Source organism: Clostridia bacterium (assembly GCA_024685775.1).
Taxonomy (GTDB): Bacteria; Bacillota; Clostridia; order Christensenellales; family CAG-1252; genus CAG-1252.
This window is the reverse complement of the sequence record JAIKVL010000023.1, coordinates 1-20,241: the sequence shown is the minus strand read 5'-3', so window position 1 is coordinate 20,241 and position 20,241 is coordinate 1. Positions and strand designations below refer to the sequence as shown.

15 protein-coding genes are annotated in these 20,241 nt (G+C 53.9%); 14 read left to right on the top strand and 1 reads right to left on the bottom strand.

Annotation, left to right across the window (positions count from 1 at the left end; genetic code table 11):
* The 14 genes from K5753_04290 to tadA form a co-directional block, all read left to right on the top strand.
* Positions 1-1,551: hypothetical protein (locus K5753_04290; GenBank protein MCR4726421.1), on the top strand; the 1,551-nt coding region annotated here is incomplete at its 5' end.
* Positions 1,552-1,751: 200 nt separating this feature from the next.
* Positions 1,752-2,009, top strand: coding sequence for a ribosomal L7Ae/L30e/S12e/Gadd45 family protein (locus K5753_04285; GenBank protein ID MCR4726420.1), 258 nt, complete (start codon positions 1,752-1,754; stop codon positions 2,007-2,009).
* A gap of 133 nt (positions 2,010-2,142) precedes the next feature.
* Positions 2,143-2,514 carry a 30S ribosomal protein S12 gene (rpsL, locus tag K5753_04280; GenBank protein ID MCR4726419.1) on the top strand — a complete coding sequence of 124 codons (372 nt, stop codon included), beginning with the start codon at positions 2,143-2,145 and terminating at the stop codon, positions 2,512-2,514.
* A 43-nt stretch (positions 2,515-2,557) separates the two neighbouring features.
* Complete coding sequence (gene rpsG, locus K5753_04275; protein ID MCR4726418.1) at positions 2,558-3,028, top strand: 30S ribosomal protein S7; 471 nt, start codon at positions 2,558-2,560, stop codon at positions 3,026-3,028.
* 11 nt (positions 3,029-3,039) lie between these two features.
* Positions 3,040-5,103: an elongation factor G gene (gene fusA, locus K5753_04270; GenBank protein MCR4726417.1), complete on the top strand. Its 2,064-nt coding sequence runs from the start codon at positions 3,040-3,042 to the stop codon at positions 5,101-5,103.
* A 73-nt stretch (positions 5,104-5,176) separates the two neighbouring features.
* Positions 5,177-6,391 carry an elongation factor Tu gene (gene tuf, locus K5753_04265; GenBank protein ID MCR4726416.1) on the top strand — a complete coding sequence of 405 codons (1,215 nt, stop codon included), beginning with the start codon at positions 5,177-5,179 and terminating at the stop codon, positions 6,389-6,391.
* Positions 6,392-6,598: 207 nt separating this feature from the next.
* Positions 6,599-7,864, top strand: coding sequence for an alkaline phosphatase family protein (locus K5753_04260; protein MCR4726415.1), 1,266 nt, complete (start codon positions 6,599-6,601; stop codon positions 7,862-7,864).
* A gap of 437 nt (positions 7,865-8,301) precedes the next feature.
* Positions 8,302-13,998 carry a hypothetical protein gene (locus K5753_04255; GenBank protein MCR4726414.1) on the top strand — a complete coding sequence of 1,899 codons (5,697 nt, stop codon included), beginning with the start codon at positions 8,302-8,304 and terminating at the stop codon, positions 13,996-13,998.
* Positions 13,991-14,959 (top strand): hypothetical protein, encoded by a 969-nt coding sequence (locus K5753_04250; protein ID MCR4726413.1) that lies wholly within the window; start codon positions 13,991-13,993, stop codon positions 14,957-14,959. Before K5753_04255 ends, K5753_04250 begins: the two co-directional genes overlap by 8 nt.
* A 12-nt stretch (positions 14,960-14,971) precedes the next feature.
* The gene (locus K5753_04245; protein ID MCR4726412.1) at positions 14,972-16,267 is read left to right on the top strand and encodes a metallophosphoesterase; all 1,296 of its coding nucleotides are present in this window, start codon (positions 14,972-14,974) and stop codon (positions 16,265-16,267) included.
* A 1-nt stretch (position 16,268) separates the two neighbouring features.
* Positions 16,269-17,336 (top strand): tRNA 2-thiouridine(34) synthase MnmA, encoded by a 1,068-nt coding sequence (gene mnmA / locus K5753_04240; GenBank protein MCR4726411.1) that lies wholly within the window; start codon positions 16,269-16,271, stop codon positions 17,334-17,336.
* 64 nt (positions 17,337-17,400) lie between these two features.
* Positions 17,401-18,495, top strand: coding sequence for a CPBP family intramembrane metalloprotease (locus K5753_04235; GenBank protein MCR4726410.1), 1,095 nt, complete (start codon positions 17,401-17,403; stop codon positions 18,493-18,495).
* Positions 18,492-19,478: a CPBP family intramembrane metalloprotease gene (locus tag K5753_04230; GenBank protein MCR4726409.1), complete on the top strand. Its 987-nt coding sequence runs from the start codon at positions 18,492-18,494 to the stop codon at positions 19,476-19,478. Before K5753_04235 ends, K5753_04230 begins: the two co-directional genes overlap by 4 nt.
* Positions 19,475-19,939 (top strand): tRNA adenosine(34) deaminase TadA, encoded by a 465-nt coding sequence (gene tadA, locus K5753_04225; protein MCR4726408.1) that lies wholly within the window; start codon positions 19,475-19,477, stop codon positions 19,937-19,939. The genes K5753_04230 and tadA overlap by 4 nt, the downstream gene beginning before the upstream one ends.
* Before the next feature lie 16 nt (positions 19,940-19,955).
* Here tadA and K5753_04220 read toward each other — a convergent pair.
* A partial coding sequence (locus K5753_04220) for a hypothetical protein (GenBank protein MCR4726407.1) occupies positions 19,956-20,241 on the bottom strand: 286 nt, incomplete at its 5' end.

Sequence of the window (20,241 nt, the reverse complement as noted above, 5' to 3'; positions counted from 1 at the left end):
GCGGCGTATCTCGCGTCCCTCCCGATGGGCGATCACGTCTACGTGTACAGCACGAACAGAGGTTCGATCTACTTGACCGTCATCGTCAAGAACTCCACGCCGATCGAGGTCGAGAAGAATTCGGCTTCCTTCAATAAGAGCGGCGCGGCGAACGTTACCTTCAAACTCAAACTTTCGGGCAACTACGTCAAGAGCGTGTCCGATCTCGATAAGAAGTTCTACTACGTCGACAAGAGCGGCACGATGGTCGTTTACGCGCTCGGTCTTATGGATAAGCCGATCGGAAAGAAAACCTTTACGATCACTTCGTCCAACGACACCACCGTCGACGTCGATATCAACATAACGGATGATCGCGCGCCTTTCCTCTATCAGGATTCCTATCCGTTCGCGAAGAACGCGGAGATGAGAAACGACGTCCCCGTCAAGTTCGAGAAGTACGGTTACGCAGTCAGCAAGGTGGACGGCAACGGCATCGGCTCTTCCGACTACACGATCGCGGATGACAAAGTCTTGATCAAAGCGTCCTTTCTCTCGGGCAAGAGCGCGGGCGACTATAACTTTACCGTCAAGTTCCAGATGGGCGATAGGGAGATCTCCAAGGGCTTTACCGTTTCCGTTAAGGACAGCGCGACGCTCCTCGCTTATACTTCTTACGCGACCTTCGACAAGGCGGATCCCGCGGACGTCGGCTTCACCGTCGTCGCGACGGGCGGTATCATCCTCTCCGGCAACAATATCACGGCGCAGAATTACAGCGTCAAGGGGAATGATATCAAGATCAAGGCTTCCTATCTCGCGGAGCAGACCGTCGGCGAAAAGAAATTCACGGCGACCTGCGGATCGGAATCCGTCGCTTTGACCGTCAAGGTCGAGAACAACGTGATCCCGCAACTCGTCGAGACCGAAGACGTGAAGGACGGAAAACTTACGTTGAAGTACGACAAGTCCAAGAAAGGATCCCTTTCCTTCGAGATGATCCTCGGCGGAAATCCGATCAATCAAGTCTTGTCCGACACCGCGCCCGATCTCGTCTACACCACGCAACTCACCGAGAAAGAGACGACGAAATTCCTCATTCCCGAGGAGTATCTCCAATCCATGAAGTGCGGCACCTACGAATACCGCATCGTAACGGACGTTTTGAACCTGCTCTTTACGATGTACGTTTCGAACAACGGCTTGCCCACTCCGACGACGCAGACCTCCCTCTCGTATTTGAAGGGATCGAACGCGACGATGCGCGTCCAATTCGTCTCGAACGATAAAGACGTAAAGAAGATCGAGTGCTTCGGCAGCGGTCTCGCGGAAAACGTCAGCGCGTCCTCGATCGGCGCCGAGCAGTTCTCTTGGGATTCGAGCACCGAAACGCTTACCTTTACGAGCGGTGAATTCTGCTATGCGGAAAGCCTCGCGCCCGGTTACTACAAGCTCGTCGTTTACTTCGGCGATCGCACGGACGAAGACGAGACGCACTGGATCCCGGTGAACGTCGGTATCACGGTCAGCGACAAAGCGGCGAGTTGGATCCCCTATTGGGATAACGAATGATCCCGCTTTGAAAAGCAAAACGGCGCGGCGAAGAAATTCGCCGCGCTTTTTCTTTTGATTTTTCGGGTTTTTGCGCTTCGTAAAATTTTGGAGAAGGAAAAAATTTTCTTTATAATTATTTGACTATCCGCCTTATTATTGTTAAAATAAAGGGGCTTGTGAGAAATTGCAAGTAATTTTGTCGTCATTTGAGGGTACTTGTGGCGGAAGATTATAAAAGCTTAATCGAGAATTCTCCCAAGAAATTTGTCGGGCTGAAACAAGTTTTGCGGGGTATTACAGACGGCATCGTATGGTGTGTCATACTGTCGTCCGATTGCGAAGAATTCGTCAAAAAAGCCGTTCGGGATGCGGCGCGCGGAAAAGAGATCGCCTTTAAGAAGGCTCCGACTATGTCGGAGCTCGGAAAAGCGGCGAAGATCGACGTCGGCGCGGCGGTCGTGGGGCTTCTGAGATAAATTCGGCAATCGAAAGGTATTGGGATTTTGATCCCGGCGTCTCTCCGGAGTTTGCTGCTCAAAAGAGAGAAAAAGGCTTTTCCCCTAAGGGTTGACGGGGGTTTAGCGTGTAAGACTACAAGGAGGTCAGGATATGCCAACAATCAATCAGTTAATTAGGCACGGTAGAGAGAAGCAAGAGTCCAAGACGCTCGCTCCTATTTTGCAAAGCTGCCCGCAACGTCGCGGCGTTTGTCTTTCCGTTACTACCACGACGCCTAAGAAGCCGAACTCCGCAATGCGTAAGATCGCGAGGGTGCGCCTCTCGAACGGAATGGAAGGTACCGTCTATATCCCCGGTATCGGTCATAACCTTCAAGAGCACAGCGTCGTTTTGATCCGTGGCGGCAGGGTTAAGGACTTACCTGGTGTTAGGTATCATATCGTGCGTGGAGCGCTCGATACTGCCGGCGTTGCGAAACGTAAGCAGGCTCGTTCCAAGTACGGCGCAAAGAAGCCTAAATAATTAAGATCAATTTTATTTTATAAGTAATAAGGAGATAATAAGTATGCCAAGAAGAAGTGGTGTGCCTAAGCGTGACGTGCTCCCCGATCCGATTTATAACGATAAGGTCGTTACCAAATTGGTCAACCAGATCATGATGGACGGCAAGAAAGGAACGGCGGAATCCATCGTTTACGGGGCATTTCATATTGTTGAGGAAAAAACCGGCACCAGCCCTGTGGAAGTTTTCAAGAAAGCCCTTGCGAACGTTATGCCTCAGGTCGAAGTGAAGGCGAGAAGGGTCGGCGGCGCGACGTATCAAGTCCCCCAAGAGATCCGTGAAGAAAGAAGGCAAACTTTGGGCATTCGTTGGCTCGTTACCTTTATGAGAAAGCGCAGCGAGAAGACGAGCGATCAAAGGCTTGCGGGCGAGCTTATGGACGCGTCGAACGGCATGGGCAACGCAGTCAAGAAGAGAGACGAAATGCATCGTATGGCGGAAGCCAACAAGGCGTTTGCTCACTATCGTTGGTAGGATAATAAAAGATGAGAGATTACCCCATTGAACGTACGAGAAATATAGGTATTATGGCGCATATCGACGCGGGTAAAACCACGACGTCGGAGCGTATTCTTTACTACACCGGCAAGACGCGTAAGATCGGCGAGGTTCACGAAGGCGGCGCGACGATGGACTGGATGGAGCAGGAGCAAGAGCGTGGTATCACGATCACTTCCGCTGCGACCACCGTTACTTGGAAAGATTGCGCGATCAACCTCATCGACACCCCGGGACACGTCGACTTCACCGTCGAAGTCGAGCGTTCTCTCCGCGTTTTGGACGGCGCGGTCGCGGTCTTCTGCGCGAAGAGCGGCGTCGAGCCCCAATCCGAAACCGTCTGGCGTCAAGCTACGAAGTACAAAGTTCCCCGTATCGCGTTCGTTAACAAGATGGACATCGAAGGCGCAAACTTCCCGCGCGTTATCGATATGATGCGCAAAAGACTCGGCGCGAACGCGGTCGCTTTCGAGCTTCCGATCGGACAAGCCAAAGAGTTCAGAGGGATCATCGATCTTTTGAACATGAAGGCGGACGTTTATCATAACGACGACGGTAAGATCTTCGACGTCGTGGACGTTCCCGCGGATATGAAAGACGCGGCGGAAGCGGCAAGAGCCGAGCTCGTCGAAAAAATCTGCGAATGCGACGACGCCTTGATGGAAAAATTCATTATGGAAGAGGAGATCTCGGTGGACGAGCTCAAAGCGGCGCTCCGTAAGGGCGTTATCGCGAATCAGATCGTTCCCGTCCTCTGCGGAAGCGCGTTCAAGAACAAGGGCGTTCAAGCGCTCCTCGACGCGATCGTGGATTATCTTCCCTCTCCGATCGATATCGGCGAGACCGAAGGTATCGACCCCGATCATCACGACAAAGTTCTTTCCCGTATCCCGAGCGACGATCAACCGTTCAGCGCGCTCGCGTTTAAGATCATGACCGACCCCTACGTCGGCAGATTGACCTTTATCCGCGTTTACAGCGGCGTTTTGAAGAGCGGCGACAGCGTCTTGAACGCAAACAAAGGCAAGTCCGAGCGTATCAACCGTATCTTGCGTATGCACGCGAACGACCGTAAGGAAGTGGACAGCCTTTCCACCGGCGACATCGGCGCGGTTATCGGTTTGAAGAACACGACGACCGGTAACACCCTTTGCGACGAGAAATTCCCGATCGCGTTCGGTGAAATGACCTTCCCGGAGCCGGTTATCACGCAGGCGATCGAGCCGAAGACCAAAGCCGGTCAGGATAAGATGGCGGTCGCGATCCAAAAGCTCGCGGAAGAAGATCCGACGTTCCGCGTTTACACCGATAAAGAAACCGGGCAAACGATCATCGCGGGTATGGGTGAGTTGCACCTTGAAATCATTATGGACCGTCTCGTCCGTGAGTTCCACGTCGAAGCGAATATCGGCAAGCCCGAAGTTTCGTACAGAGAGCGTTTCAAGGGCGCGTGCGACGTCGAAGGAAAGTACGTCCGTCAGAGCGGCGGTCACGGTCAGTACGGCCACTGTAAGATCAAGCTCACGCCGGGCGAGCCCGGTTCGGGCGTCGTGATCGACGACGACACCGTCGGCGGATCCATTCCGAAGGAATATTTGCCCGCGGTCATCGACGGTATCACCGAAGCTTCCAAGACCGGTCAATACGGCTATGAGGTTATGGATTTCCACGTCAGTATCTACGACGGTAGCTACCACGAGGTCGACTCCTCGGAGCTCGCGTTCAAACTCGCCGGTTCCATGGCGTTCAAAGCCGCGATGGAAAAGGTCGGAACCGCGCTTCTCGAACCGATCGCGCAGGTCAACATCACCGTCCCCGAAGAGTATCTCGGCGAGGTTATGAACACGATCTCCAAGCGCCGCGGTAAGATCAAGGCGATGGAATCCGACGGTTCCGTTCAATCCGTCGAAGCGGAAGTCCCGCTTGGCGAAATGTTCGGTTATGCGACGACGCTTCGCAGCGCGACGGCAGGTCGCGGCAACTTCGTAATGGCGTTCAAACATTATGACCTTGCACCTGAAAGTGTTGTTGCAAAATTCAAAGTAAAGTAGTATAATTAAAAAAGTTGCAGCGATAGCTGCTTCAAAAATATATTGTTAAAAGTAATTAGGAGGATTATTAACAATGGCAAAGGAAAAGTTTGACAAAAGCAAAGTGCACGTTAACGTCGGCACCATTGGTCACGTCGACCACGGCAAGACGACCTTGACAGCAGCTATCACGATGTACTGTGCTAATAAGGGCAACGCGGCTTCCATGAAGTACGACGAAATCGATAAGGCGCCCGAAGAGAAAGCACGTGGTATCACGATCAACACTGCGCACGTTGAGTACCAAACCGAAAAAAGACACTACGCTCACGTGGACTGCCCGGGACACGCGGACTATGTTAAGAACATGATCACCGGCGCTGCTCAGATGGATGGTGCGATCCTCGTCTGCGCGGCTACCGACGGCCCGATGCCCCAGACCCGCGAGCACATTCTTCTCGCCCGTCAGGTCGGCGTTCCTTACATCGTCGTTTTCCTGAACAAGTGCGACCAAGTCGATGACGAAGAGCTTCTCGAACTCGTCGAAATGGAAGTCCGTGAGATCCTTGACAAATACGAGTTCCCCGGCGACACCACCCCGATCATCCGCGGCTCCGCGCTTCTCGCGATGCAAGCGGGCGTTGCGGGCAAGTTCGACGATCCCGCTTTCGGGCCGATCCAAGAGCTCCTCGACACCCTCGACACCTATATCCCCGATCCGAAACGTGCGACCGATCAACCCTTCCTTATGCCTGTTGAAGACGTCTTCACGATCACCGGTCGTGGTACCGTCGCTACCGGCCGTGTTGAGCGTGGTATCGTTAAGATGAACGACAAGGTCGAACTCGTCGGTCTCCGCAACGACAACAGCACTCTTGAAACCGTCGTTACCGGCGTCGAAATGTTCCGTAAGCTCCTCGACTTCGCTGAGGCGGGCGATAACATCGGTCTTCTTCTCCGTGGTATCCGCCGCGAAGATATCGAGCGTGGTCAAGTTCTTGCGAAACCCGGCACGATTCATCCGCACACCCACTTCACTTCCCAAGTTTACGTTTTGACGAAGGAAGAAGGTGGCCGTCACACCCCGTTCTTCAACGGCTATCGTCCGCAGTTCTATTTCAGAACCACCGACGTTACCGGTACCATCTCCCTCCCGAAGGGTGTCGAAATGGTTATGCCCGGCGATAACATCGATATGGAGATCAAACTCATCACCCCGATTGCTATCGAGCAAGGCTTACGTTTCGCTATCCGTGAAGGCGGTCGTACCGTCGGTTCCGGTGTCGTTGCGCAAATCGTTAACGACTAATCGGTTCAAAACCAAAAAAACGGCTTACCCCTGCGGTAAGCCTTTTTTTTGCGTAAACGGGGAAGTGCGGTTCGCTTCGCTTCCGACGTCCTCGGGAAAAAGCGGCGGTCATTTTTTTATGAAGCGGACGTCATATTTTCTCGTAGCTATGGACATTTTTTCACGTTTGGTTTATAATAGTATCGATTTAATCTTTCGGAGGGTCATATGAAGGCTTTTTTTCTGAAATTATTCGATTCGATGAAAGCGCATAAGGGCAGAACCATCCTGATCGCGGTGATCGCGTTCGTCTTGATTTGCGCGATCGTGACGGTTTGCTGCCTGAGCGCGTTCCTTTTTAATCGTTTCGCCACGGGTTACGTCCCGACCGAAGCGCAGCTCGCGGTCATAAACGACAATCCCGAGAATCAATATAAACGCGTCGTCATCATCGGCGTGGACGGCGTAGGCGATTTTTTCAGCAAGACGTTTTCTCCGAATTTCGATAAGATGTTCAGCGAGAAAACCGTTAACGGAACGAAGCTCGGCGCGTCCGTTACCTATCGCGGCGTGGCGGTCTATCCTACGATCAGTTGCGAAAACTGGATGAGTATGTTCCACGGCGTTCGCCCCGTCTATCACGGCTTCATTTTCCGCGACACGAATCAGCGCGTCGAAAACGGAGAAAAGACGAATTCCGAGAAATATCCGTCCTTTATGAAGCAATTCCTCGACGCAAAGCCGAACGGAAAGATCCTTTCCGTCTGCACTTGGCGCGGCGTCAATAACGGCATCATCGAGAACGACGAACGCATTACGAAGTACAACACCTACGTCGAAGACGTCTATCAATTCTTGCAGAATTACGATCCTGTTACGAAGACGACTTCGAACGTTATGACCGTCGTCGACGAGAGCCAAAAAGCAACCGTATCCACGACGATCTACGACAATATCCCCGGGATCGAAGGGCAGCTTTACGATTATCTCAGCGAGCAGGTCAAGATGTACGGCTATGCGGACGAAACCATCGAAATGCGCGACGCGATGACGATGCAGCGCATTATCGCCGAAACCGTGAACGATCCCGATAAATATCAAATCGCCTATATGCACCTCGATCAAGTCGATCACGCGGGACATTCCTTCGGTTACAGCAAGCCCGGCTACGTAAACGCCGTGTCGCGCGTGGATAAGCTGGTCGGCAGGCTTTACGACGCTTACGAAGCGGCGGGAATGCTCGAAGACACCTTGTTTATCCTCTGCACCGATCACGGTCACAGACTCCCCGGCGGGCATAAGAACCACGGAAAGAACACTCCGCTCGAAGTCAATGTCACGTTTGCGCTTTCGGGCAAGACCGTCAAGACCGGAACGCCCGGCAAGTATATCAATACCGACCTTGCGCCGATCGTCAGCTATGCGCTGGGGGTGAAGGCGGCGAAGAGCTGGCAGGGGAGAGTACCCTACGACATGTTCACGCTGTTAGGCTAACGCGTATAGCGGCGCTTATGCGGCTCTACCGCATCGCTCGCGTCAGTCACATACAGGGAGTATGCTCTTTTCCGCTCTCTCGCGGAGCGTTTGCCTAAGCACCGCTCTTCGCGTTAGCAGGAGGATAGAAATAAATCGCACGGTTCCTACGTTATGAATGGGATCGTGCGGTTTTTCGTCGTACCTCGCACTCGCCTCACTTTCCGCATTAGCCGAAAGCGGATTTATGATCGCGGTCGAGGATAGGAACACCCTTCCTCGCCGTAAAAGAAAAAATCCTATATTTTCCGAAAAAAATAAGGAAAAGGCTGTTCATTCTTTAACTCGATTATGTTACAATAAAATATATAGCGATCGCTATATGCTTTTTTCCGTCCGCGCGCGAGCGCGAGCAAGGCGAAAATGCGATTCGAAAAACGAGTCGGAGAGGAGAATAGATGGTCGGATTCGAAAAAATGAAAGGGTCGAAGAGAACGGTCGTGATTGCGATCTTTCTTCTGATGGCGATCGCTTGGATCGCGCTTTCTTTTTCGCATTCGGGTTTAACCGCGGGCGCCGATCCCGCGATCACGCAAACGATCTCGGTGGAAGACGTTACCGTTCATCGCGGGCAGGATTTCTTCGTCACGATCTCTCTTTCCGGTAACGAAAACGGTATGTTTTCTTTGCGCCTTCTCGTGACGTTCGACAAAGCGTCGATGCGTCTCGTCGGATATAAGCGCGGAACGGCAGCCGATGGGTATACGCTGACTTCCGCTTCGGACTTTATCACTGCAAACGCCGCGTCGGGCTATGCGTCTTTCGGAGACGGCGAGCATCCGTTCACTCTTCTTTGGAACAGCTCCGAGAAGATGAAGGGAAACGGCAAACTCGTTACTTTGGTTTTCCGTTCCGAGAAAGACGCGACCGTTTCGGATCGCGAAAACGGAACGATCCATTCCCTGACCGTTCGATCGGATGAAAGCAGTACGCGCGTCAAAGCGGGCGAGCCTTGCTCTATCCCCGTTTCGGGCGGAGAAGTGACGACGCTTCTCGCCGAACATTACGCGTTGCTTTTGGATGAAAAGGGAGGCGCGTTTGCCCTTCTTGAAAACAATTCCGAAAAGGTGACCCTCGAAGACGCGGAAACCGTTCGCGCGGGAGAGCATCCCGAGAAGGAATCGGACGGAAAATTTTCCTATACCTTCCGCGGATGGAGAGAGACGGCGGACAGCGCGCCCGATCGCCTCGTCTTCGAGCCGATCTACGACGCGACCCCGATCGCATATGAGATCACCTTTCATCAAGGGATCCAAGTCGAAGACACCGTCAGCTATGCGGACGCTCGGGTCTCTGCTTTCGTCGGAAGCGAGTATGCGTTCGGTCCCGAACGCCCCGTCTCGATCCCGTACGGCAAACCCATTGCGCTCGACGACTATAAACCCGCCGCGAATTATTCCGTCCATCCCGACTACGCGTTCGAAGGATGGTTCGAAGATATTTTCTGCGAAACGCCCGTTTCGTTTGCGACGATGCCGAATCGAAACGTCGATCTTTACGGCTGCTATAAAAGAAACGAGGAAAGCTCGGTGGCGGCAACCGAATTCGAGACGAAGATCGAAGTGGTCGGCGGCTTCGTTCTCGCGACGATCTTTCTCAAAGAAAACCGCGGCGTAAACGGGTTTACGTTCGCGCCCGCGTTCGATTCCGACGCGCTCGTCTTCGAAGGTTTCTGGGTGGACGCGGATTCGCCTTTCGTCTCCCTCGGGAGCTTTATTCTCCCCGCGATCAATTCTTCGCTTGCGGCGGGAGATCCCGCGATCGGAGTGCGGCAAGATCGGGAAGCGGGATACGACGCGGATCTTCTCTTCGGTTTCGAATCTTCCCGTAACGTTCTTGCGACGGGGAAGGTACTGACGCTTCGATTCTCGATCAAAGAGGGGCTTCTCGCAGGCGTGCAAACGATCGGAGCGGTTTCTTCGCAGGCGTTTTCGACCCGTAGGAAAGAAGACGGCAGCGTTTGGCGCGCTCCCGCTTCTTTTAAGGCGGGTTCTTTCGAGATCAAAAGGATCGAAAAGCCCCAAGCAAAAGCGGTTTCGTATTCCTATACGGGGTTCGCGCAGACCTTTGAATTCGCTTCTCCTTTGGACGAAAGGTATCTCGCCGTCACGAACGGCGAACGAATCGCCGCGGGCGTTTACGAAGGCGAAGACGCCGTCGTCGTCTCGCTTTGCGCGCCGAAAGACCTCTTTTTGACTTGGGCGGACGGAAGAACGGACGATCTTTCCTTCTCCTTTGCGATCGAAAAGCGCAGAGTCGCGCTTCCGACCGCGACGACGCAAACCTACGTCTACGTCGGTTCTCCGATCGAGTACGTTTTCGGCTCGGCGGGCGAACCCGACTTTTATTCGATTTCGAACGCCACGAGGACGGACGCCGGTTCGTACGAGGGCGAAGACCGCGTCTTCGCTTCGCTTCTCGATCCCGAAAACACCGTTTGGTCGGACGGAACGAGCGATCCCCTCGGATTCGTCTTTACGATCCGAAAACAACTCGTCGTAAGCCCCGTCGTCAACGCGAAATCTTATAACGGTGCGCTTCAAACGGCGGACGCTCGGGACGGCGCGCTCTATACCGTCACGGCGAACGAAGGCGGCGTGGAAAAGGGCGCGTACCCCGTTACCTTTGCCTTTAAGGACGGCGTTTTCGAAAACTATGCTTGGGCGGATTCGGGCAATGAGTCCGTGACCGTCCTTTTCGAGATCGCGGACGCGGGAAACGCTTGGACCGTAACTCCTTACGTCGCAAATAAGTGTTACGACGGAATGCCGATCGAAGTCGGCGCGGCGGAAGCGCGTTTCGGCGGGAATGCGACCGTTACCTTCCGCAATCGTGCGGACCAAAGCGCCGAATTTTCCGCGACCCGTCCCGTGAATGCGGGCATTTATACCGTCGAATTCTTCGTCGCGGGGACTTCGAGTTACGCTTCGATCACCGAAAGGATCGATTTCGAGATCCTCAAAGCGGAGCTGACGATCCCGACGCCGAGCGTTTTGACTTATCTTTACACGGGGCAGGCGCAAACCTACGTCTTCGAGAACGCGGGCGACGCGGAGCGTTACGTCGTAACGAACGGAACTCGGACGGAAAAAGGCGCGCAGTTCGTCTCCGCGTCGATTCGGGATAAAGAAAATTACGTTTGGAAAGACGGGACTGCTTCGGATAAAAACTATCGCTTTGAGATTCTTTCCCGCTCTCTTTCCGCTTTGACGGCGAACGGAGAGGTCGAAGTCTCCCTCTCGAACGCTCTCGGGTTTTCTACAAGCGACCGCTTGACCGCGGAGATCGCAGAAGGGACGAACGCCGAGTGGACCGCGCTGCTTTCGGGGAAAACGCCCGTCGCGGCGGCGGGGCAGGCTCCCGACCTTACGGGGCTTTCGAAAAAGTGCGTTTTCCTCGCGTTGGATCTCGCGCTCCTCACGGGCGGCGCTCCCGCGCTTTCCTTTAACGGGGCGTACGATTTTGAGATCGCTTTCCCCGCGGGCGCAAGGAGCGGATTCCTCGCCGCGATGATTCGAGGGGGCGAACTCGTCGTCTTCGAGACGGCGTCTTCGGGCAAACTCTCGTTCTCCGCGGACGAAGTCGGAAGGGTGTTTATCCTTGCGGATCACATTTATTCCGAAGAAATCGCGGCAAGCGCCGCTTTGAAGCGCGAAGCGGACTGCGAGAACGCCGCCGTCTACTATAAGAGTTGCGCTTGCGGCGCGATCGGAAACGAAGCGACCTTCGCTTTCGGCTCGCCGCTCGGTCACGATTACGACTTTACCGCGGGCGTTTATTCTTGGTCGGCGGACCGTAAGAGCGCGTCCGTAACCGTTTGTTGCGCGCGGAACGCCGCGCATACCGCGGCGTTTGACGCGACCGTGACGATTACCGATCAGGCGGCTCCCGAAAAAGAAAAATCGGGCTTCGTCGAGTTTACGGCGACCGTCCTCTATAAGGGGATCCCTTATACGGACGTCGTTTCGGTCGTGATCCCTTCGACGGGACACGTCTTTTCGAAAGATCCCGTTTGGACTTGGCGCAAGAGCGGCTTGACCTATCGGGCGGTCGCCGCGTTTACCTGCGATTGCGGCGAAAGCGCGCGATCCGAAGACGCGGAAATTACCGCGACCGTCGGCGCGGCTGCGATCCGTTACGACGCGTCCGTCCTCTTTAACGGAGAGTTTTTCGCGGATTCGTTGACAGTCGATCGCCCTGCGGCGATCTTCGATTTTAACGACGGCGTGACGAAAGAAAAAAGTCTCGTCTTCCTTCCCGGAGCGTCCGTCGATTTCCCCGACCCGCCCGCCCGCGCGCACGATTCGTTCCTTGCGTGGAAAGGCAGCGACGGATCGTATATCGCGAAGGGAGAGAGCGGCGAATTCTTCGACTACACGATCGGCTTTGAAAACGTTCGTTTCGTCGCGGAATGGAGAGCGCAGGGCAAAGTCTCCGTTTCCGTTCGATCGGAAAACGGGGCGGCTCTTTCCGGCGCGACCGTTTCGCTGTTTGACGGCGAAGATCGTCTTGCGTCGTCCGTTACCGGCGGTGACGGCGTGATAACCTTCGAAGGCGTCCCGTTCGGGAATTATAAACTCGTAGCGGAAAAGCCCCTTACGGGTGCGGCGAAGATCACGCGGACGGTCTCGCTCGATCTGGGCGCGATCTCGGTCGAAAAAATCGTCGTCCTTCCGAATGAAAGGCTTAGCACGGTCGTCGAGGGGAAAGGCTCTTCCGAAGGGCTGATCGGCGCGATCTCGGAAGAAAGAAAAGCGGCGCTCGTCGGCGAAACGGGAGACCTTGTGATCGCGCAAAAACGCGACGGCTTCGTCTCCGAAAGCGTCCGTGCATCGTTTGAAGACGCGCTCCGCTCGGACGGCGTTTCGGGTAAATTCGTCGATTTTTATAACGTTACCGTCCTTTTAACGATCACCGAAAGGGGATCGCTCGGCGCGGAAAACTCTCGCAGAGAATCCGTCGCGGCGACGGACGGCTATCAAACGAACGTTTTCCCGATTTCTTCGGCGCTTCGCGCGGAGATCGCGAAGGTCGCGGGAACGGCGGAGAATATTTTCGTCTGTTTGCGCCGAGCGCAGGCGTCGATCGCGATTTCTTATCTTCCGAAGGTTACCGCGGAAGAAGGCGAGACTGCGGAGAAAGAATGCTTTTTCATCAAGCGCGTCGGCGGCGTGGATTATATCGCGATCCGTCAAAAGGAGTACGGCGAGCTCGGATTCGGCGTCGGCTCCGACCCCGTCCTTTTGGCGAACGAGATCACGAAGTTCGCGCTTGCGGATCGGGTGTTCGGCTTCGATCCCTATTCTCCGAACGCGACCGCGAAGTACGGGACGGCGAGTATCGTCTATACCTACTCCGATCGAGAGGACGGCGGGTTTTCGTCCGTTCGCCCGACCCGAGCGGGAAGCTATTTCGTAAAGGCTTGCGTTCCCGCGTCTTCGACCTACGCGGCGGCGGAGAAAGTGATCGCCTTTACGATCGCGAAAAAAGTCGTCGCTCGCCCCGCGGCGGACGCGCGCGCTTTCGTCTATAACGGGCAGGCGCAGAATTATGGGCTTCAATCGACCGAGGATTACGCGGTTTCGGGCGGAACGCAGACGAACGCGGGGAAATATGAAGTCGTCGTGACGCTCACGGACGAAGATTCCATCGTTTGGGATAACGGGAGCTCCGCGCCTTTGAAATACGATTTCACGATCGCGAAAAAGAAGATCGGATCGATCGAAGAGATCGCGTTCGAAGATAAAACGTTCTATTTCGACTGGAAGAAACATTCGCTTCGCGTTAGCGGAGAGATTCCCGTGGGCGTGAGCGTCGTCTACGATGTAGAAGACGAATCGGAAATCGGAAAATATATCGTGTCGGCGAGATTCGTTTCGGACGATCCGAATTACGATTTTTCCGAACCGATGACCGCCGTTATGCGCATCCGTTTGAATTGGGCAGTGGTGATTCTCCTGCTTTCGATCGTCGTGATCTTGTTCGTAACGGTTTTCGTGTTCGTCGAGCGTTTGATCAAAAAGATGAAAGAGACGTTTGAGGGCGAAAGGACAGCCGACGGGGCGAAAGCCGAAGCGGAGGGAAAGAATGAATAACGCGATGCTTGTTGCGGAAAAATTAATCGCCGGAGTCGGCGGGGCGATCACCGCACTCTTCGTCATACTCGGCGCGGCAATCGCGCTCGGCGTCGTTTCTTTGCTGCGCTTGGTCATGTTTTCCAAAAGGATAAATAAGCAGGCGGAAAAGGCGGACGCGGACGCCGAAAAACGCTCGGAACTCGAACGGGCGCTCAAAGAAGAAAAAGAGGCGAGAGCGCATGCGGAAAAGACCCTTGAAGAAAAAGACGGTTCTTCCGCTATGGATCAATGCGAGGCGTACGCGAAAATCGCGAAAGAGCAAGCCGCCGAGATCGAGTCTTTGAAAAAAGAACTTGCCGAGAAAGAAGCCGCGCTCGAAAAAGAGAAGGCGGCGAAAGTCGAAGCGGAAACGACGCTTGCGGAAAGAGACGCGGTCTGCATGAGCTGCCGCATGGATTACGAAAACGAAATCGACGCGCTGGAAGAGAGAGTCAAAGAACTCGAAAAGAAAAGGGCGCGCTTCGAGGGCGAAAGGGCAAGGACGCTCAAAGACAGCTTGCCCGGCGCGAAGGAATCCGAACCGACCGCAATGATCTCGAAACGAGCCGTCATCAAGCATTTTTCGGAGACCTACGGCGACGCGATCGAGTCGTACGCCCGAAAGAATAAGACGAAGAACGGAAGATTGTTCGTCGCCGATAACCATTACGTCGTAAAAGGGAAAAAGAAAATATGCTTTTCCTACGTTTATGAGGATGACTTCGGCTACGTCCTGATCCTCGCTCGCGAAGATAAATCGTTCTTTCGGAAGATGCGCAAAAAGCACGGCGACAGCGTCTTGAAGAGCGCGTTCCCGAAAAACAAAGCGGAAGATTGGTACAGCTTCCTCGTGGATGAAAAATACGCGCGGAACGAAGTCTGGAAAATCTTCGACGAATCGATCCGATACGTCTCGAAACTTAAAAAGAAAAATAAATAAAAGGAGAAAAATATGAAAAAAGCCATCAAACTCATCGCGATTTTGGTAACGTTCGCCGTCTTGCTCACGGCCGCATTCGCTTGCGGCGGGGATAAGGCGAAAAGAAAGACCAGCGAATACGTTTCGTCCACGTTGACCGTGAATAAAGACGGAACGTTCAAGATCTTGCAACTGACCGACACGCACTTCATCAATTCCACCGTTGAGAGCGACGACGTCACCGTCAATTACACGCTTCGCGACGAGTGGGCGAAAGAAGCGATCCGCACGGTCATTCAAAACGCGAAGCCCGATATGATCGCCCTTACCGGCGACACGATCTTTACGCTCGACACGATCAAGATGTGGACGAAGACGGACGATAACTACGCCGCGTTCAAAAAGGTCGCGGATTATATCGACTCGTTCGATATCCCTTGGACGTTCGTCTTCGGCAATCACGACGAGGAAGGAAACCTCGGCGGCAAGATCTCGCCCAAGAGCGCGACGAAAAAGCAAAAGGGCGAAGCCGCGAAGAAGAAGCTCGGCGAATATCTGACCTCGGCGAATATCAAGAATTGCCTTTACGTCGACGGTCCGGATACCATCACCGGTCTCGGGAACTATATCGTGAACGTCGTCAATAAGGATGGCTCTTTGAATAACGCTCTCGTTATGTTGGACAGCGGCTCCTATCTCGAAGGCGATCAAAGGAAGTACGAGTGCGTCCACGACGATCAGCTCGATTGGTACGAAGAAGCGATTCGCGATATCGCGAAGGTCGAAAACAAAGAGATGATCCCGTCTTTGATTTTCCAACATATCCCGACGGTCGAGTACAGGACGGTGCTTGAAAAGTTCATCTCGGCGCTCGAAGCGCTCGGAGAGGATTGGCACGACACGATCAAGGTGGACGGCACGGAACGCTCTTTGACGGTGGACGGCGAAGTCATCACCTATCACGGCGGCGTCTATAACGAAGGCGAGGTCTGCGCGTCTTACGTCGGCGAATGGAACGGCGTCACCTATGACGGCGGCCACGAATTCCAAAAGATCAAAGAGCTCGGTTCCACGAAGTACGTCTTCTGCGGTCACGATCACAGAAACACCTATTCCTTCACCTATCAAGGCATCTGCCTGACCTACGGAATGAGCATCGATTACTGCGCGAACGGCATCGTTCCCGCCGCGCACCAAGATATCTACGACAAGACCGAGCAACGCGGCGGCACGCTCATCACGCTGAACGCGGACAGCAGCGTCTCGATCTCCCAAGTCCCCTTTACGCGCAACCTTTACAGGGAAGCCCTCGAAGCGCAGAATTCGTGATATGAAAAAAAGGGTCGTAATCGGACTCAGCGGCGGCGTGGACAGCGCCGTCGCCGCCCTCCTTTTGAAGAGAGAGGGCTATGACGTGATCGGTCTCTTTATGCGGAATTGGCGCGAAGAGGACGAGTGCGGCAGATGCACCGCGGACGAGGATTTCAAGGACGTTCGTCGGGTCGCCGATAAGATCGGGATCCCGTACTACTCCGAGGATTTCTCCAAGCGATATCTCGACCGCGTGTTCTCCGTCTTTCTTTCGGAATACGAAAAAGGACGCACGCCGAATCCGGACGTTCTTTGCAATCGCGAGATCAAATTCGAAGCGTTTTCCTCTTTCGCGAAAGCTGCCGAAGCGGATTTCGTCGCGACCGGTCACTACGCGAGCGTTTTTCACGGCGAGCGTCATCTTCTCCTTCGCTCGCAAGATGAAAACAAGGATCAGACTTATTTTCTGAATCAGATCACGGAAGAGCAGCTTTCCACCGCGCTTTTCCCGCTCGGCGCGCTGAAAAAAGGCGAAGTCCGCGCGATCGCGAAAAAAGAAGGTCTTCCCGTTTGGGAGAAAAAGGACAGCACGGGGATCTGCTTTATCGGAGAGCGTAATTTCCGCAATTTCCTTTCCACCTATATCCCGATGAAAAAGGGCGAGATCGTGACGACGGACGGAAAAGTCGTCGGCGAGCATCAAGGGGTCTTTTTCTACACGAAAGGGCAGAGAAAAGGTCTCGGGATCGGCGGCGGCGGAAACGGCGAACCCTATTTCGTCGTCGGAAAGGACGTCCCGAATAATCGCTTGATCGTGACGCAGGGAGAAACCGATCTTATGTTCTCCTCCTCTCTCGAAACGGACGATTTCCACTTTATCTCCGAGCGGCTCCCCGAGGGAGAATCCGCCGTTACGGCGCGCATTCGCCATCGCCAGCCCTTGCAGGAAGCGGTCGCGGTCGTGGAAGGGAATAAGGTCACCGTCCGATTCAAGAATAAGCAAAGAGCGGTGCAGGAAGGGCAATACGTCGTCCTGTATCAAGATCGGGTCTGCCTCGGCGGCGGCGTCATCGAGCGGACGAAATAAATCCCGCGGCGAAAGTCGCGTTTACTTCGGCGCAGTCGGAAAATACTATCAAAGGAATCTAACGATGCAATCGACGGAAATAAAAAAAGAAAACGGCGCGGCGGTAAGACCGTTAAAGCGCGCGTTCGGCTTCGGGCAAAGCGCGGAAGTCGTCCTTATCGCGTTTATCGCGACGATCCTGTTTCAGGTCTTCGCGGCTCTCGTCTTCAAAAGCGACGCGGTTTTCACTTGGGTCGTCGTTATCGCGAATCAAATCGTTTTTTGCGGCGCGGTCCTGTTCTTTTGCAAATTTCGTTCCGTTTCGTTTGTCGAGATCACCGGCGCGGCGCGACCGCCCAAGCCCAAGTGCTTTCTTCTTTTGATCCCGATCGCGTTTTTCGCGGTCGCTTCGTTTGCGCCGCTTGCCGCGCTTTTTTCGCGCCTGATCGCGAAAGCGGGCTATTCCTATGCGCCCGATTATCATATCGATTTTACCCATCCCGCGATCTTCGTTCTTTCCCTTTTCGCGCTCGGAATTCTTCCCGCGATCGGCGAGGAAACGCTTCTTCGCGGCGCGCTTCTGTCGGGTGCGAAAAATCGCTCGATCCCGTTCGCGCTTTTTTACACTTCGCTCGTGTTTGCGCTGATCCACGGAAACGCCGTCCAGCTCGTGCATCAATTCCTGCTCGGGTGTTTGATGGGCTATTTCGCTCTCGCGACGCGTGGCGTTTACGCGAGCGCGACCATTCATTTTTTCAATAACGTGACGGCGATTTTGCTCGATCACGGCGCGGTGAACGGCTGGATCGACGACACCTTCTATTCCTATTTCGAAGCGTCGTTCACTTCCGGACTGTCGAAAGGAAGCTTTGCTTTGTTCGTCGTTTTGAGTTGGGTTTTGCTTCTCGGGCTCGTCGCGCTCGCGACCTTCCTTTTGAAAAAGGATAAAGAGAAAGAAAACGGCGCGCCTTATGAAAAAGGGCGGGGCGATCTTTTGACTTATCTCGCGACGCCGTCTTTGAAGGAAAAAGAAAAAGAGGAAGAAAGAGCGCGAGAAAAAGGCGTTCGCTTGCTCGAACCCGAACCGTCGATCCGAGGCGAGGCGGTTTTGCATATCGTCCTTATCGCGCTGCTCGCGCTCATCATCGTCGCGGGCGTCCTTTCGGAGGTGATCAAATGAGCGTTCGCCTGAAACACGAGATTGCCTACGCCGCCTCGATCTTGTCGCTTTTCCTTTTGCAAATTGCGTGCGGCGGCAAACTCCTTTCCGTGCTTTCCGATTTTCATTTCGAGATCGCGTACTCCCTTCTTTCGCAGCTCCTTTGTATGGGCGCGATCCCGCTTTTTACGTTGCTCCTTTTGAAGAGAAAAGAGGGCGTGCGGGCGAATTTCGAGTATATGCGATATAAAAAGCCGAAAGATCTTCGGGTCTGCCTGCTCGCTTCTCTCGGTTTGATGCTTTTGATCACGCCGTTTACGATGGTCTTCAATGCGCTGACGACGATGATCTTAAAGATCATAGGTTTCAAAAGGGGGCTGATCGTCGGCGCGATCTACGGCGGCGCGGGCGACCTTTGGCTCTATATTCTGATCGGCGCGGTCCTTCCCGCGATCTTTGAGGAATTTACTCACCGCGGCGTCCTTCTCTCGGGTCTGGAAAACAAAGGTTCCGAGTATTCCGCGGTCGTTCTGTCCGCCGTCTGCTTCGGTTTGATGCACGCGAATCCCTCTCAATTTCTCTATGCGGTCGTGGGCGGGCTCGTCTTCGGCGCGGCGGTTACGAAGACGGGGAGCATGATCCCCGCGATGTGCGCGCATTTCGCGAATAATTTCGTCGCGACGATGATCGATTACGGTTTGCAAAAGAAGAACGCGTTCGGCGTTTTGTATCAAAAACTGACGAGCTCGACTGACGTTTTCGCGTTCGCCGCGTTGGTCGGCGTCCTCGCGCTTTCGGTTTTCGGCGTGATTTATATCCTGCAATATCTCGCGCGTAAGACGGAGAAACCCGTTTCGGAAAAGAAACTTTTCGGCGTCCTCGTTATGGACGCGTATCGTCCGGACGGGAAAGCGACGTTGAAGGATAACGCCGTCTTGATCGCGACGATGATCGCGCAAAGCGTTTTGCTCGCGGCGTGCGTCCTTTGGGGGATCTTCCGATGATAAAAGACGACGCGTATTTTATGCGCCTCGCGCTTAAAGAGGCGAAGAAGGCTTACGAGAAGGACGACGTCCCGATCGGCGCGGTCGTCGTTAAGGACGGCGAAGTCGTCTCGCGCGCGCATAATGAAAAGGAATACAAAAATTCCGCCGTCCGTCACGCCGAGATCCTCGCGATGGACAGGGCGGCTCGGAAACTCGGCAACTGGTGGCTTGAAGGGTGCGTCTTGTACGTCACGCTCGAACCTTGCGTGATGTGCGCGGGGGCGGCGGTCAACGCTCGCATCGACAAAGTCGTCTACGGCGCGAAGAACGATCGTTTCGGGTTTATGGGAAGCGTGGCGGATCTTTCGAGGGATTTCGCTTTGAATCATAAAGTCGAAGCCGTCGGCGGCGTCCTCGGAGAGGAATGTTCGTCGCTTTTGACCGCATTTTTCAGGGAAAAACGAGCGGGGAAACGGTAATATTAAGAAAAATTAATCATTTCGGAAAGATCGGACGTTCGAAAAATGACCCGAGAATCGGGGTTTTCGAACGTTTTTTCAAAATTTCGGAAAAAATCGCTTGACTTATAGACAAATCGACTTTATGATTATAAACTGCGTTATTATGCGGAAGTGTCCGATTTTCCTCAAAAAAATTTTCCCCACCGTAGGTGAAGGAAAAAAGGGCGGAAGCGAAAGCGTTTAAATTTGGAAGGAGTGGTTTTTTCAATGTCTGTTCACAAGGTAAAGTACGGCAACGTGGAAAGAATGAGTTTCTCCAA